A 16341-nucleotide genomic window follows, 5' to 3' on the forward strand; every position below is an offset into this window, starting at 1 on the left:
CCACGTTCTCTTTCTTCCGGAGCTTTGTCGATCATGTCATAGGCCATAAATTCGGCGCCGCCGGTTTTCGACAGTGTCAGGGTAATGGCAGCAGTTAGTGAAGTTTTACCATGGTCAACGTGTCCGATGGTACCAATGTTAACATGCGGTTTGGTTCTTTCATACTTTTTCTTAGCCATTTAAGTGTTACCTCCTAAGTTTATTACTTTACAAATTTAGGTAAGCAATTGTAGTGGATTAGCCTTTATTTTTGGTTGAAATAGCTTCGGCAATGTTTTTCGGCACTTCTTCGTAATGGTCAAATTCCATGGAATAGTTGCCGCGACCTTGGGTACGCGACCGCAGGTCGGTTGCATAACCGAACATTTCGGAAAGCGGTACAAAAGCTTTAATCGATTGAGCACCGGCACGGGCTTCCATACCTTCAATACGTCCGCGGCGCGAATTCAAGTCGCCGATGACATCGCCCATGTAGTCCTCAGGTACAATAACTTCGACCTTCATATAAGGTTCGAGGATAACCGGATTGGCTTTGGCAGCACCGGCTTTGAAGCCCATGGAACCAGCAATTTTGAATGCCATTTCCGAGGAGTCGACATCATGGTAAGAACCGTCATATACGGTTACTTTGATATCAACCATCGGATAACCGGCCGATACACCGGTTTCCATAGCCTCTTTAACACCGGCTTCAACCGGGCCGATGTATTCTCTAGGAATAGCGCCGCCGACAACCTTATTTTCAAAGATGAAGCCTTGACCGGGTTCAAGCGGCTGAATTTCCAGCCAGCAATGACCATACTGACCACGGCCACCGGACTGACGGACAAATTTGCCTTCGGCTTTAACAGTCTTGCGGATGGTTTCGCGATAAGCAACCTGCGGTTTGCCTACATTACATTCAACCTTGAATTCCCGCAGCATCCGGTCAACGATAATGTCAAGATGCAATTCGCCCATACCGGAAATGATCGTCTGGCCGGTTTCTTGATCTGTACGCATCCGGAAGGTCGGATCTTCTTCCGCCAAGCGGTTGAGAGCCACACCCATTTTTTCCTGATCGGCCTTAGTCTTGGGTTCAACAGCGATGGAGATAACCGGATCGGGGAAGACCATGGACTCAAGAATGATGGCATTTTTTTCATCACAAAGGGTGTCACCGGTAGTAGTATCCTTCAGGCCAACTGCGGCAGCAATATCACCGGTATAAACCGTCTCGATTTCCTCGCGGTGGTTAGCGTGCATTTGCAGGATCCGGCCAATACGTTCCCGCTTGCCTTTAGTGGAGTTATACACGTAGGAACCGGAGGCTAGCTGGCCGGAGTATACTCTGAAAAAGGCCAGCTTGCCGACATAAGGGTCAGCCATAATTTTAAAGGCCAATGCCGAGAATGGCAGGCTGTCATCCGCTTTGCGCTCATCTTCTTCTCCAGTTTCAGGATGAACGCCTTTAATTGCCGGAATGTCAGTCGGAGCAGGCATATAATCAACAACTGCATCCAGCAGCGGCTGAACGCCTTTGTTTTTATAAGAGGAACCGCACAATACCGGTGTCATTTTACAGGCAATTGTGGCTGTGCGGATAGCCGCTTTAATTTCTTCAATGCTTAGTTCTTCGCCCTCAAGATATTTCATCATGAGTTCATCGTCGCTTTCCGCAACAGCATCTAACAGGTTTTGGTGATAAAGCTCAGCATTTTCAACCATGTCTTCCGGTATCTCGGTAGCTTCGCTTACCTTACCCAAATCATCCGTATAAACAACGGCTTTCATTTCAATCAGGTCAACAAAACCTTTAAAAGTGTCTTCAAATCCAATTGGCAATTGGATTGGTACTGCGTTAGCACCAAGACGACTTTTCATCATATCAACAACCCGGTAAAAATCAGCACCGGTGATGTCCATTTTATTTACATAAGCCATACGGGGAACGTTATATTTATCAGCCTGACGCCATACAGTCTCAGACTGCGGTTCTACGCCGCCTTTAGCACAAAAAACCGCAACTGATCCGTCAAGCACACGCAATGAACGTTCTACTTCAACTGTAAAGTCCACGTGTCCAGGTGTGTCAATGATGTTAATACGATGTCCCTTCCACTGGGCTGTAGTGGCCGCAGAGGTAATAGTAATACCTCTTTCTTGTTCCTGCACCATCCAGTCCATAGTCGCAGCACCATCATGCACTTCGCCAATTTTGTGTACTCTACCGGTATAAAATAGAATGCGTTCAGTGGTAGTGGTCTTGCCGGCGTCTATATGCGCCATGATGCCGATGTTCCGTGTCTTTTCGAGAGGAAACTTTCGGGCCACTATTTTCACTCCTTAATTTCGCAGATTCGTATGTTCGACGTTCGAATATTCGATTTGGAATCGGGTTGCCTCATGCACCCCTTCTTTTCGATGTCCGAACCTCGAACTTCGAATCTCTAGTTTACCACCGATAATGTGCAAAAGCCTTGTTGGCTTCAGCCATTTTATGGGTATCTTCACGTTTTTTCACAGATGCGCCGGTACTATTAGCAGCATCCATCAGTTCTGAAGCAAGTCTTTCCTGCATGGTTTTCTCGCCGCGCAGACGTGAGTAGTTAACCAGCCAGCGAATGCCGAGCGCTTGTCTGCGGTCAGGCCGCACTTCTACAGGCACCTGATAGTTTGCACCACCTACACGGCGAGCGCGAACCTCAAGAACCGGCATCACATTTTTCAGCGCAACGTCAAAAACTTCCATCGGATCTTTACCCGTCTTCGCACGGATGGTTTCAAACGCATCATATACAATGTTTTCGGCAACGCCTTTTTTGCCGTCTAACATAATTTTATTAATAAATCTTGTTACAAGCTTGGAGTTATATACCGGATCCGGTAATACATCCCGCTTGGGAACAGCACCTTTTCTTGGCATCAGTATCCCTCCTTCTTCCAAAACTCTGCAGCAGGCTAAGCATTATTTCTTAGCAGCAGTAGCCTTTTTAGCACCGTATTTTGAACGGCTCTGGTTACGCTTTGCGACACCAGCGGTGTCAAGAGCGCCTCGAACAATGTGATAACGTACGCCTGGCAAGTCTTTTACCCTGCCGCCACGAATCAGTACAACCGAGTGTTCCTGCAGATTGTGACCAATTCCCGGAATATAGGCAGTTACTTCAATGCCGTTGGTTAAGCGCACACGAGCAACTTTACGCAACGCAGAGTTAGGCTTTTTAGGAGTTGTTGTATATACTCTCGTGCATACACCACGTTTTTGCGGGCATTCTTTCAATGCAGGAGCGGTCGATTTTTGTGTTAACTGCTCCCGGCTTTTGCGCACTAACTGACTAATTGTTGGCATTTATTCAGCGCACCTCCTTCCCCAATTTCGTTATTTATTATTAAAAATTTCGCCAGCAAAATAAAAGCGGGCAAAATTATTAACGACTTGACCCAATACTTATTCATTTCAATAAAGCAACCGCAGCGGCAGCAACTTCAATGCCGCAGGCCTTCCCAAGTTCGGCCATCGTTAATCCAGTTTTAACCTGAATCCCCTTCTGGCTACACAGCCCAGCAAGCGGAGCCACAACCCGTCTGTCGGCATCATCAGCAAGGTATACTCTGGCGGCCAGACCTTTTTCCACAGCCCGCGCCGCTTGTTTAGCGCCAATAGCCTTCTTGGTAGTCTTAAACCCTTCAAGATCCTCACTGTTCATACTTCCAACTCCTTCGGGAAAATGTGCAATTTTCAAGGCACTCTAATATATTATCATTTCACTTTCTAAATGTCAATAAACTATTAGATTTTCTGCGCATATTTAAATACACTAAACCGGGTGTTTCAAAAGCACTATTTTCCATTGCTTATTAATGCCCATAAATACTGGGGTTATATACATTTATCTTTTGGGAAATGTTCAAAAAAAGCACTGGGAACGGTATATGCCGTCCCCAGTGTTCTGCAATTAATCATTATTACTTATTCAACGGGTATTTCTGTTAGCGTCTGTTCGATAACCGGTGTTTTCAACTTCACGTTACGGTAGCGGCTCATACCCGTACCGGCCGGAACAAGCTTACCGATAATGACGTTCTCTTTAAGTCCCAGAAGCGGATCGATTTTACCTTTAATCGCGGCTTCCGTAAGCACCCGCGTGGTTTCCTGGAAGGAAGCGGCTGAAAGGAAGGAATCGGTAGCCAGCGACGCCTTGGTAATCCCCAGCAGAATCGGCCTGGCAACAGCCGGATCGCCACCAGCTTCAATCGCTTTCGCATTCTCTTCCTCAAAGGTATTCAGGTCAATATATTCTCCCGGCAGGAGTTCTGTGTCCCCGGCTTCTTCCACTTTGACTTTATGCAGCATTTGGCGAACCATAACTTCAATGTGCTTGTCATTAATTTCAACACCTTGGGATTTATACACTTTTTGGACTTCGTACACCAGGTAGCGTTGCGTGGCTTTAAGTCCGCTAACCCGAAGAATGTCGTGCGGATTAACCGCACCTTCTGTCAGACGGTCACCCGGCTCAACCCGCTGGCCGTCGCTGACAATGAGTCGCGCACCATAGGGAACGGGGTATACACGTTCTTCACCCAGGGAAGCATCTAGCGGATAAATCGTAACCCGGCGCATGCCCTTAATTTCTTTTATCTCGACAGTCCCCTCAACCTCAGTAATGATTGCCTGACGTTTAGGTTTGCGGGCTTCAAACAATTCCTCTACCCGCGGCAGACCCTGCGTAATATCGTCACCGGCAACACCACCGGTATGGAATGTTCTCATCGTAAGCTGAGTGCCAGGCTCACCAATTGACTGGGCGGCAATAATTCCCACAGCCTCACCGACATCAACCATGTGGCTTGTGCCAAGGTTACGACCGTAGCATTTTATGCATACACCATAGCGTGAACGACAGGTGAGTACAGAACGGATGGATACCTTTTCCCGTACTTTAACTACCTTTTCAGCTAACTCTTCCGTAATTAATTCGTTCAGCTTAACAATGGTTTCCCCGGTAGCCGGATCTACAATATCTTCGGCGGCAACTCTGCCGACAATGCGGTCTCTGAGGGATTCGATAATGCCTGAACCCTCTTTTATTGCCTCAACTTCAATGCCTCTGATATTGTTATTGCGCACTTTTACCTCTTTTACCGAACTGGCCAGCACGGCCTCAATGTGTTCTTCGGTAAGCGGCGTATCAGCAGGGACAAGTTCGACGCCATCGCTGGTTTTAATCGCTTCAGTCGTGTTTTTGCCAAGCATTTCCCGGATCATAGCTTCTTTAAGAGCAGCACGCACTTTTTCTTCCGGTGCACCAAGCACAATGGTCTCGGCAGCTACACGGCCGACATCCTCTTCCACTTCGCTGGCTTCGCCTTCGATCATAATTTCGGGTACACCATTTTCGCCGATCAGGCGCAATGCGTCTTCGTCAAGCACTTTGCCCTGCGATAAAAGCATATCGGCTGTTTTGGGATTCATAACATCCTGAGCCAGTATTCTCCCCTGTAAAGAATCCTTCAGCATATCAATAGCGCCGGCACTTGACTGGGCTAAACGTGCCCGTTCGCGCACCAGATTGATGCCAACTACGTCACAGTCTTCTTCCCGCACGATAACGTCTTGAGCAACGTCAACCAACCGGCGGGTCAGATAACCGGAGTCGGCTGTCCGCAGCGCGGTATCGGCCAAGCCTTTACGGGCACCGTGTGTGGAGATAAAGTACTCTAATACGGTTAAGCCTTCACGGAAGTTAGCCTTAATCGGCAAGTCAATGATTCGACCGGAAGGATCGGCCATAAGACCGCGCATACCGGCTAACTGACGAATCTGCTGGATATTACCACGAGCACCGGAGTTGGCCATCATGTATACATTGTTAAAACGGTCCAAGCTATTCATAAGAGCCGTAGTAACATCATCAGTTGCTTTTGTCCACAGGTCAATGGTCTTTTTATAGCGTTCGTCATCGGTAATCAAGCCGCGGCGATACTGCTTATCAATGGTATTAACCTTGGCCTCGGCCGTAGCGATAATTTCCTTCTTGGCCTCGGGAATCTTAATATCTGAAATGGCAATGGTTATCCCTGCACGACAAGCAAAGGAGAAGCCCAGACGTTTTACACTATCTACTACATCGGCCGTTTTGGCATTGCCAAAGGTTTGATAGGAGTCAGCCACTAATTTACCAAGCTGCTTTTTGTCCATTACCTTGCCCAAATGCCAACCATCGTCCTCTTTGACAAACGGCCTGAGTTCCGGCGGCAGCACTTCATTGAAAATCATTCGTCCTAATGTCGTATGAACTAAGCCATATCCTTTTATACGCATCCGGATTTTTTCTTGCAATTCGAGTTCTTTATGCTGATAAGCCAGCAAGGCTTCATTAAGGTTGACGAAAGCTCTGATCTTTCCGTCTTTAGGCTCTTTTACAATCGTGAGATAATAAGCGCCAAGCACCATGTCCTGAGTAGGCGTAGTTACCGGTCTGCCATCTTTTGTCGATAAGATATTGTGAGCTGACAGCATAAGCATTCTGGCTTCCGCCTGTGCTTCTGCTGAAAGCGGCACATGCACTGCCATTTGGTCGCCGTCAAAGTCAGCATTGTAGGCAGTACAAACAAGAGGATGAATTTTAATTGCCCGGCCTTCGGACAACACCGGCTCAAACGCCTGAATACCTAAGCGGTGCAATGTCGGAGCACGGTTTAAAAGTACCGGGTGTTCTTTGATTACCTCTTCCAGTACGTCCCAAACTTCCGGACGCACACGTTCCACCATCCGTTTGGCACTTTTGATATTATGGGCATGGCCGGCGTTGACCAGCTTTTTCATGACAAAAGGTTTGAACAATTCCAAAGCCATTTCTTTGGGCAGGCCACACTGATGCAGTTTGAGTTCAGGACCGACAACGATAACAGAGCGGCCTGAGTAGTCGACACGTTTGCCCAACAGGTTTTGCCGGAACCGGCCTTGTTTTCCTTTAAGCATATCGCTTAACGACTTTAACGGACGGTTACCCGGCCCGGTTACAGGACGGCCACGGCGGCCGTTATCAATAAGAGCATCCACGGCTTCCTGCAGCATGCGTTTCTCGTTGCGTACAATAATATCCGGTGCACCCAAATCCAGCAGGCGCTTTAACCGGTTATTGCGGTTGATTACCCGGCGGTAGAGATCATTCAAATCAGAAGTGGCAAAACGTCCGCCATCGAGTTGAACCATTGGCCGTAATTCTGGTGGAATAACGGGAACAACGTCCAGAATCATCCAAGCCGGATTATTCCCTGATTTGCGGAAAGCCTCCACAACCTCCAGGCGTCTTATGGCCCGGATTTTGCGCTGGCCGCTTACTTCCTTAAGCTCTTGCCGCAGTTCACGGCTCATTTTTTCTAAATCCAGCTCTTCCAGCAGCTTTTTGATAGCCTCCGCGCCCATACCGATTTTAAACGCATTGCCATACTTATCCCTGTGTTCCCTATACTCATTTTCATTTAAGAGTTGTTTTTTCATCAGCGGCGTATCGCCGGGATCAAGCACAATATAGGAAGCAAAATATAAAACCTTTTCCAGGGAGCGGGGAGAAATGTCCAAAATAAGTCCCATCCGGCTGGGAATCCCTTTAAAATACCAGATGTGTGATACCGGGGCGGCCAGTTCAATATGCCCCATCCGGTCACGCCGGACTTTGGAACGGGTTACTTCTACACCACAGCGATCACAAATGATACCTTTATAGCGGATCCGTTTATACTTACCGCAATGACATTCCCAGTCACGGGTTGGTCCGAATATTTTTTCGCAAAACAGACCTTCGCGCTCCGGTTTTAATGTACGGTAGTTAATAGTTTCCGGCTTTTTTACTTCGCCATGCGACCATTTGCGGATTTGTTCCGGCGACGCCAGGCCAATTCGCATTGAATCAAAGTTATTTACGTCCAACAAGGGGTTATCGCTCCCTTCTAACTAGTCTAGGTCCTCGTCGTCCAGAGTTTCATCCAGATAGGAACGGGGATTAGACTTTTTAGCATTTTCCTTGAGCTTTTTGGAATTACCTTTGAGAGGTGGAAAATCAAGATCGTCATCATCATCAGCAGCTTTGTGACCTATATCGGGCTCCATTTCGCCAATTTCGGCAATGATATCAAGTTCTTCCTCCAGAGGTTCAATATCATCATTGGCTTCTAGTTCGTCAACCATATCGCCCTCAATATCGGATTTTTTCCTTTCAACCGGGGCTTGTGACACATCGTCGCCGATATTAAGTTCCAGTTCTTTGGCCGTCTCATTAATATCCTCGTCTGATTCACGAATCATAATCTCCTGAGCATCTTCCGTCAATATCTTGACATCCAGACCAATGCTTTGGAGTTCCTTAATCAATACCTTGAAGGATTCCGGCACACCCGGCTCCGGTACATTTTCACCCTTGACTATGGCCTCATAGGTTTTTACGCGGCCAACAACGTCGTCAGATTTTACGGTCAGAAGCTCCTGCAGGGTATAGGCGGCACCATAAGCCTCCAATGCCCAAACTTCCATTTCACCGAAACGCTGGCCGCCAAACTGGGCTTTACCACCCAGAGGCTGCTGCGTAACAAGTGAGTACGGTCCAGTGGAACGGGCGTGAATTTTGTCGTCAACCAAATGGGCGAGTTTAAGCATATAAACATAGCCAACAGTTACATGATTGTCAAACGGTTCACCTGTTCTGCCGTCAAATAGTTGTGTTTTGCCATCTTCGGATAAACCAGCCACCTTTAACGTATTAATAACATCATTCTCGGTAGCACCATCGAACACCGGGGTAGCCAGGTGAATACCGGCAACATCCGGTACTGGCATATCATTCTTTTCAAAGTTATAATTAACGGCTTTTAGTCGATCAACCAAAGTCCGATCGCCCATCCTGACCTGCATGCCAATGGCGGCGGCGGCCCGCCCTAAGTGAGTCTCAAGTACCTGACCGATATTCATACGCGAAGGTACGCCCAGAGGGTTTAATACAATCTGAACCGGAGTGCCATCAGGCAGGAAAGGCATATCTTCCTTAGGCATGATGCGGGAAACTACCCCTTTGTTACCATGGCGGCCGGCCATTTTGTCGCCTTCCGAGATTTTTCGTTTTTGCGCAATATAGCAACGTACTAGTTGATTTACGCCAGGCGGCAATTCGTCGCCATTTTCACGGGTAAAGACTTTTACGTCAACAATTTTACCGGCCTCACCGTGCGGCACTCTTAAAGAAGTATCCCGGACTTCACGCGCTTTTTCACCAAAAATAGCACGTAACAGGCGTTCTTCTGCCGTCAGTTCGGTCTCGCCTTTTGGGGTAACCTTGCCAACCAGAATATCACCCGGCCGGACTTCCGCGCCAACGCGGATAATGCCGCGATCGTCAAGGTCCCTAAGTACATCTTCGGCAACATTCGGAATATCGCGGGTTATTTCCTCCGGCCCCAGTTTGGTATCACGGGCATCGCATTCGTATTCTTCAATATGAATGGAGGTAAAGACGTCTTCCTTGACTAAGTCTTGGCTTAAAAGAATGGCGTCTTCGTAGTTGTAGCCTTCCCAAGGCATAAAAGCGACCAGTACGTTGTACCCCAAAGCCAGTTCGCCTTTATCGGTGGATGGGCCGTCAGCCAAAACCTGGCCTTTTACGATTTTCTCACCTTTATAGACAATAGGTTTTTGATTTATACAAGTTCCCTGATTTGAGCGGAGATATTTGAGCATCTTATAAGTATCCAGTGCACCTGTTTCGGTACGAATCTGGATTTGTGTAGCAGATACTTTTTCTACGACGCCCGCGTTTTTCGCCAGAATACAAACTCCGGAATCACGTGCGGCTTTGTATTCCATACCGGTACCAACCAGCGGCGCTTGCGTTTTAAGAAGCGGCACAGCCTGACGCTGCATGTTGGCCCCCATCAATGCCCGGTTAGCATCGTCGTTTTCCAGGAAGGGAATCATCGCCGTAGCGATTGATACCACCTGTTTCGGGGATACGTCCATATAGTCGACTTTTTCAGCCGGAACAACTAAGGTTTCGTGCTTGTAACGGCAGGTAACACGCGGTTCCTTGAACCAGCCATTTTCATCGAGGGCTTCATTGGCCTGAGCGACAATCATCTCGTCCTCTTCGTCAGCCGTTAAATAAAATACCTCGTCTGTTACCCGGCGATCATGTTTGTTGACTTTCCGGTATGGTGTCTCAATAAAACCAAACTCGTTGATGCGGCCATAGGTCGACAATGAACCAATCAGACCAATGTTCGGACCTTCCGGCGTCTCGATTGGACACATGCGGCCATAGTGAGAATGGTGAACGTCACGCACTTCGAAACCGGCGCGCTCTCGGCTGAGTCCGCCCGGCCCCAGAGCACTGAGACGCCTTTTATGTGTAAGTTCAGCCAGCGGGTTCGTCTGATCCATAAATTGGGATAACTGGCTGGATCCAAAAAATTCTTTTATGGCGGCTACCACTGGTCTTATATTGATGAGAGCTTGCGGCGTAATCACATCAATATCCTGGATGGTCATACGCTCTTTAACCACGCGTTCCATGCGGGCTAAACCGATACGGAATTGGTTCTGCAAAAGCTCTCCAACCGAACGCAGCCGCCGGTTACCCAGATGGTCAATGTCATCAGTAGTACCATGACCGTCCATTAGATTTAGAAGATAACTAATAGAAGCAATAATATCTTCCTTGGTGATGGTTCGATGCGTAAATGGCAAGATTGAGTTAAGAATCAATTTTACCGGTGTTCCGTCTTTTTGCTTGATCCAGGCTTCATGCATCCCTTCACCGTCAAAGACTTTGGCAGCAGCAATCTTGTCAAGAACATCCTCATCAAGCAAGGTATTTTCCTCTGCTGCAATTTCACCGGTCTCTTTATCAACCAGTGGCTGAGCAAGAATTTTTCCCAGCAACCGGCGGCGCCACCCCAGCTTTTTGCCAAGTTTATACCTGCCAACAGTTGCCAAGTCATAACGTTTTGGATCAAAAAATAAAGATTCAAGCAGTTGAGCGGCATTTTCTACGGTTGGCGGTTCGCCCGGGCGCAGCCGTTTATAAATCTCAACAAGCGCCTCTTCCCGGGAATCAGTATTATCTCTTTCTAACGTTGCCCGGATACGAACATCCTCATTAAAGAGTTCGGAAATTACACCATTCGATACAAAACCCAAGGCCCGGATCAGTATCGTTACAGGCAGTTTCCGTGTGCGGTCAACGCGCACGGAAATGACGTCATTGGCGTCAGTTTCCAGCTCAAGCCATGCCCCACGGTTCGGGATTACAGTCGCATTATAAAGTTTTTTGCCGGTAGTATCAATCGTTTCACCATAATATACGCCAGGTGAACGCACCAGTTGACTGACAATAACCCGCTCGGCACCGTTTATAATAAAGGTGCCCGTATCCGTCATAAGCGGAAAATCGCCCATAAATACTTCTTGTTCTTTTATTTCCTGTGTTTCTTTGTTGTACAGCCGAACACTGACACGAAGCGGAGCGGCGTAGGTAACATCCCGCTCTTTGCACTCTTCAACATCGTATTTAGGTTCGCCCAGTGTAAAGTTCTCAAAAGATAGGATCAGGTTGCCGGTAAAGTCCTGGATCGGAGAGATATCGTGAAATATCTCCTGTAACCCTTCTTTAAGAAACCAGTTGTATGAATTTTTCTGGATTTCAATAAGATTGGGCATGTCCAGCACTTCTTTAATTTTCGCATAACTATACCTGAACCTTTTGCCCACCGGAACAGGATTAAACATTAACCCCTTCACCCCTTAGCCATTTTGCCTGACACATTGCGACATTCGCAGCTTTCACATAAGCTGGCGGTATTCCGCAAATACTAAGCCAGTAAATGAATGATTAAATAAATACAAAACAAGCAAGGCTCTTTCGTCATAGTTAAGTACCTTGCTTTTTTTCGATGAAAAACGATTCATCCTCCATTATATTACTATTTCCTGCCATTTCATAATTTATACAGGTTTTGGGCAAAAAGTCCGCCAAAAAAAATAGCAATATAAATATGTACGGCGATATATAATGGTATCATATATTGTTCAATTCGTCAAGAAAAAAAATATCGTGTTCTGTATATTTTTTTATTAGGGTTCATTATAAAATGAACCAATTTTTATTTTTTAAAATAAAAGGAGCACCATGGAAGGTGCTCCTTCTTTATTTGGAAGCTTATATTACTTAACTTCGACAGATGCGCCAGCTTCAACAAGTTTAGCTTTAATAGCCTCGGCATCAGCTTTGGCCACTTTTTCTTTAACAGGCTTAGGAGCACCGTCAACCAGTTCTTTAGCTTCTTTCAAGCCAAGGCCGGTAACTTCGCGGACAACTTTAATCACGTTGATTTTAGCACCGCCAGCGCTAGTTAGAATTACGTCAAATTCAGTTTGTTCTTCAGCAGCAGCAGCACCACCAGCACCAACGGCAGGAGCAGCAGCTACGGCTACAGGAGCAGCAGCAGATACGCCGAATTTTTCTTCTAAGGCTTTTACCAGCTCGGAAAGTTCGAGCACAGTCATTTGCTCAATGGCTTCCATGATTTGTTCTTTAGTCATTTTACAATACCTCCATAAACTTTCATTAAATTATTTTTATACATGAAATAAATTTGCTGCAAGGACGTACCCTTGTCTTATGCGGATTCTTTTTGCTTACGAACTGCTTCAAGCGCATAGACCAGATTGCGCAGATTTCCGGCAAGAACGTTGACAAAACCGGCAATCGGCGACTGCATGCCGGCCAGTACCCGGGCAACAAGTACTTCTTTCGGCGGCAGACTGGAGAGCGCCTTAACACCTGCAACATCGATTACTTTACCTTCAACTAAACCAGCTTTTACTTCCAAAGCCTGCAGTTTGTTTTCTTTGATAAAGTCAGAAATAATTTTAGCGGGAGCTACAGGATCAGTACTGGACATCGCAATAGCAGTCGGACCTTCAAGATAAGAATCAAGGCCCTCGATACCAGCTTCTTTGGCAGCAATACGGGTCATTGTATTCTTAAATACACGATATTCCACGCCCGCTTCCCGCAGTTTGCGACGAAGTTTAGTATCCTGAGCTACTGTCAAGCCACGATAGTTTGTCAGAACTGCACCTTTGGTAGCGCTAAGCTTTTCTTTAATCTCAGCAACTGTCTGCAGTTTTTCTTGGGTTACAGCCATTTATATTACACCTCCTTAAACAAGTGTCAAACAAATCAAAAAGCAGCCTCACGGCGTAAACACCGGAGGCCGCATGATAGCAAGATCAGTTACATGCTGCAAATCCCCGGCCTCGGTAGGAAAGCTTAGGCAAGCTTTTACTTTTCAACCTACTGTCTACAGCCTCATAATATTATTCTAAATTAATGTTATTCTTTTTTGCCGGGAGCTTTGAGCGGGTTAATTCTAACGCCAGGGCCCATTGTTGCGCTTAAGGAGATGTTCTTCATGTATTGGCCTTTAGCAGCAGCGGGCTTAACTTTAATTAATGTATCAATCAGGGTGTGGAAGTTTTTGAGCAGCTTTTCGTTATCGAAAGATACCTTACCAATAGGTGCATGAATGTTGCCTGCTTTATCAGTACGGTATTCAATCTTACCGGCTTTAATTTCATTAATAGCCCGTGTTACATCAAGAGTAACAGTACCAACTTTAGGGTTAGGCATTAAGCCTTTAGGGCCAAGGATTTTACCAAGGCGGCCTACCATCCCCATCATATCCGGCGTGGCAACTGCTACATCAAAATCAGCCCAGCCACCCTGGATTTTTCCCACCATATCTTCGGCACCTACAAAATCAGCGCCTGCGGCTTCCGCTTCTTTGGCTTTTTCACCTTTAGCAAAAACCAAAACTCGTTTGGTCTTACCAGTGCCGTAAGGAAGTACAACAGCACCACGTACTTGCTGATCGGCATGTTTCGGGTCAACACCCAATTTAACGGCAATCTCTACCGTTTGATCAAATTTAGCGTTAGCAGTTTTCTTAATTAGCTCAACCGCTTCTTCTGGATCATATAGCTTATCAGCGTCAATAAGCTTAGCGGCTTCCACATATTTTTTTCCATGTTTCGGCATACAGTTATCCTCCTTTGTGGTAATAACGGAAGTAATTAGTCCTCCCACGCAAGATTGTGACAAAATTAGTCTACAATCTCAATACCCATGCTGCGGGCCGTACCCTCAATCATCCGCATAGCGGCTTCTACGCTGGCGGCGTTTAAATCCTGCATTTTGGATTCGGCAATTTCCTTAACTTTATCGCGTTTTACCTTGGCAACTTTCTTTTTGTTGGGTTCACCGGAAGCAGTTTCAATACCGGCAGCCTTTTTAAGAAGAATTGCGGCCGGAGGAGTTTTGGTAACAAAGGTAAATGATCTATCTTCAAATACCGTAATTTCCACCGGAATAATAAGACCGGCTTGTTTGGCCGTTCTTTCGTTAAACTCCTTAACAAAAGCCATGATATTGACACCAGCCTGACCTAGCGCCGGGCCTACGGGAGGAGCCGGAGTAGCTTTACCAGCTGGCACTTGCAGTTTGACAAGTTTTACAACTTTCTTAGCCATTTATATTACACCTCCTTAATCAACTTTTACAATTTGCGTAAAATCAAGCTCTACTGGTGTTTCGCGTCCAAACATATTGACAAGCACCTTAATCTTGCCACGATCGGGATTAATATCAGTTACAGTGGCTGTCCAATTCTCGAAAGCACCTGAAGTGATACGAACCAACTGGCCTAAATCAATATCAATCTTAGGCTTCGCATCTTCTATACCCATTGACTTGAGGATGTGTTTTACTTCACTTTCACTCAGTGGAATAGGCTTGGTTCCCGACCCGACAAAACCAGTTACGCCCGGAGTGTTACGGACAACATACCAAGAACGGTCAGTAACAATCATTTCTACCAAAACATATCCGGGGAAAACTTTTTTCTTGGCAATTTTTTTCTTGCCATCTTTTATTTCCACTTCATCTTCCATCGGCACAAGTACCCGGAAAACCTCATCTTCCATTCCCATGGAATGAACTTTTTTTTCCAGATTGGCTTTTACCTTGTTTTCGTAACCGGAATATGTATGGATAACATACCAATTTTTTTCGAGTTTTTCGGATTCCATAGCCAAGGGGCGATGCGCCCCCCACCCCCTAGTCTACTTGATGATAGCTTTTAAAATCTGGTTGAAAGATGTATCAATCGCCCAAATTAGAGCCGCGACAACAGTAACCGTCACAAATACAACACCAGTGAAGGAAATAAGCTCTTGCTTGCCTGGCCATGTAACCTTTTTAAGTTCAGCTTTTACTTCCCGCAAAAATTTTTTCCAGCGCGATGCATTCGTCTGGATAGCTGTTTCCTGAGCGGCCATTTTCTCACATCCTGTGCGTACATTTTGGCAGGGGCAGAAGGACTTGAACCCTCAACCAACGGTTTTGGAGACCGCTACTCTACCAATTGAGCTATACCCCTACTAGCATATGGCAAAACCATGTTATGATTACTTTGTTTCTTTGTGCAGCGTCTGCTTTTTGCAGAATTTGCAGTACTTGTTGAATTCCAATCTATCGGGATCATTCTTTTTGTTTTTATTGGTCTGATAATTGCGTTGTTTGCATTCTGTGCAGGCCAATGTTACCGCGTTGCGCATCCTGTACACCTCTCTTACCAGTAAATATAGCACTTTGGGTCTATTTATTGATAACACTTTTTTTAAATGTCACTAATACAATTTATCATAATTATATCAGCATGTCAATAGCCCACAGGCTCGGGTATGTCAATAAATAAAGCAGGGTTGCCCCCCGCTTTATTATTATATCAGATCATTATCGATTTATACAATTTTTGTAAAAGTATTTTGCCGCTTATCCTTCAACCGCAGTTACAACACCGGCGCCTACTGTACGGCCACCTTCACGAATTGCGAAACGCAGGCCTTCTTCGATAGCGATCGGCGTGATCAGTTCAATGTCCATGCGAATGTTGTCGCCAGGCATTACCATTTCCACACCTTCCGGCAGCTTAACCACGCCGGTTACGTCGGTTGTCCGGAAATAGAATTGCGGACGATAGCCGTTAAAGAACGGGGTATGACGGCCGCCTTCTTCTTTGGACAGTACGTATACTTCGGATTTGAATTTGGTATGCGGTTTAATGCTGCCGGGTTTGGCCAGTACTTGTCCGCGCTCGATCTCTTTACGCTCAATACCGCGTAAAAGTGCGCCGATGTTGTCGCCGGCTACTGCCTGATCCAAGAGTTTGCGGAACATTTCTACACCCGTTACTACCGTGGATTTCGGCTTGTCGGTCATACCAACGATTTCAACCGTATCGCCA

15 protein-coding genes and 1 tRNA gene are annotated in these 16341 nt (G+C 46.3%); all 16 read right to left on the reverse strand.

Annotation, left to right across the window (positions count from 1 at the left end):
* On the reverse strand, positions 1–179 hold a 179-nt coding region (locus BLR65_RS27140; protein WP_245693085.1), incomplete at its 3' end, for a GTP-binding protein.
* A gap of 58 nt (positions 180–237) precedes the next feature.
* The gene (fusA, locus tag BLR65_RS27145) at positions 238–2313 is read right to left on the reverse strand and encodes an elongation factor G (RefSeq protein ID WP_093797719.1); all 2076 of its coding nucleotides are present in this window, start codon (positions 2311–2313) and stop codon (positions 238–240) included.
* A gap of 121 nt (positions 2314–2434) precedes the next feature.
* Entirely contained in the window at positions 2435–2905 is a 471-nt protein-coding gene (gene rpsG / locus BLR65_RS27150; RefSeq protein ID WP_093797721.1) for a 30S ribosomal protein S7, read from the reverse strand.
* 42 nt (positions 2906–2947) lie between these two features.
* Positions 2948–3331 (reverse strand): 30S ribosomal protein S12, encoded by a 384-nt coding sequence (gene rpsL, locus BLR65_RS27155; RefSeq protein WP_093797723.1) that lies wholly within the window; start codon positions 3329–3331, stop codon positions 2948–2950.
* A gap of 103 nt (positions 3332–3434) precedes the next feature.
* Positions 3435–3689 (reverse strand): L7Ae/L30e/S12e/Gadd45 family ribosomal protein, encoded by a 255-nt coding sequence (locus BLR65_RS27160; protein WP_093797725.1) that lies wholly within the window; start codon positions 3687–3689, stop codon positions 3435–3437.
* Between the two features lie 263 nt (positions 3690–3952).
* The gene (gene rpoC, locus BLR65_RS27165; RefSeq protein ID WP_093797727.1) at positions 3953–7921 is read right to left on the reverse strand and encodes a DNA-directed RNA polymerase subunit beta'; all 3969 of its coding nucleotides are present in this window, start codon (positions 7919–7921) and stop codon (positions 3953–3955) included.
* 21 nt (positions 7922–7942) lie between these two features.
* Complete coding sequence (rpoB, locus tag BLR65_RS27170) at positions 7943–11761, reverse strand: DNA-directed RNA polymerase subunit beta (protein ID WP_093797729.1); 3819 nt, start codon at positions 11759–11761, stop codon at positions 7943–7945.
* Between the two features lie 435 nt (positions 11762–12196).
* Complete coding sequence (gene rplL / locus BLR65_RS27175) at positions 12197–12574, reverse strand: 50S ribosomal protein L7/L12 (RefSeq protein ID WP_093797731.1); 378 nt, start codon at positions 12572–12574, stop codon at positions 12197–12199.
* Between the two features lie 77 nt (positions 12575–12651).
* The gene (rplJ, locus tag BLR65_RS27180; RefSeq protein WP_093797733.1) at positions 12652–13182 is read right to left on the reverse strand and encodes a 50S ribosomal protein L10; all 531 of its coding nucleotides are present in this window, start codon (positions 13180–13182) and stop codon (positions 12652–12654) included.
* Between the two features lie 188 nt (positions 13183–13370).
* Entirely contained in the window at positions 13371–14075 is a 705-nt protein-coding gene (gene rplA, locus BLR65_RS27185; protein ID WP_093797735.1) for a 50S ribosomal protein L1, read from the reverse strand.
* Positions 14076–14140: 65 nt separating this feature from the next.
* Positions 14141–14566, reverse strand: a complete 426-nt coding sequence (gene rplK, locus BLR65_RS27190) for a 50S ribosomal protein L11 (protein ID WP_093797737.1) — start codon at positions 14564–14566, stop codon at positions 14141–14143.
* A gap of 15 nt (positions 14567–14581) precedes the next feature.
* Complete coding sequence (nusG, locus tag BLR65_RS27195; RefSeq protein ID WP_093797739.1) at positions 14582–15124, reverse strand: transcription termination/antitermination protein NusG; 543 nt, start codon at positions 15122–15124, stop codon at positions 14582–14584.
* 33 nt (positions 15125–15157) lie between these two features.
* Positions 15158–15373: a preprotein translocase subunit SecE gene (secE, locus tag BLR65_RS27200; RefSeq protein ID WP_093797741.1), complete on the reverse strand. Its 216-nt coding sequence runs from the start codon at positions 15371–15373 to the stop codon at positions 15158–15160.
* Between the two features lie 25 nt (positions 15374–15398).
* Positions 15399–15474 (reverse strand) — tRNA-Trp (locus tag BLR65_RS27205).
* 28 nt (positions 15475–15502) lie between these two features.
* On the reverse strand, positions 15503–15652 hold the full coding sequence (gene rpmG / locus BLR65_RS27210) for a 50S ribosomal protein L33 (protein ID WP_021168676.1): 150 nt from the start codon (positions 15650–15652) through the stop codon (positions 15503–15505).
* 217 nt (positions 15653–15869) lie between these two features.
* Positions 15870–16341 (reverse strand): EF-Tu C-terminal domain-related protein (locus BLR65_RS27215; RefSeq protein WP_245693084.1); only part of this gene is annotated, 472 nt, incomplete at its 5' end.

Source organism: Sporomusa acidovorans (assembly GCF_900101845.1).
In the GTDB taxonomy this organism is placed as follows: Bacteria; Bacillota; Negativicutes; order Sporomusales; family Sporomusaceae; genus Sporomusa; species Sporomusa acidovorans.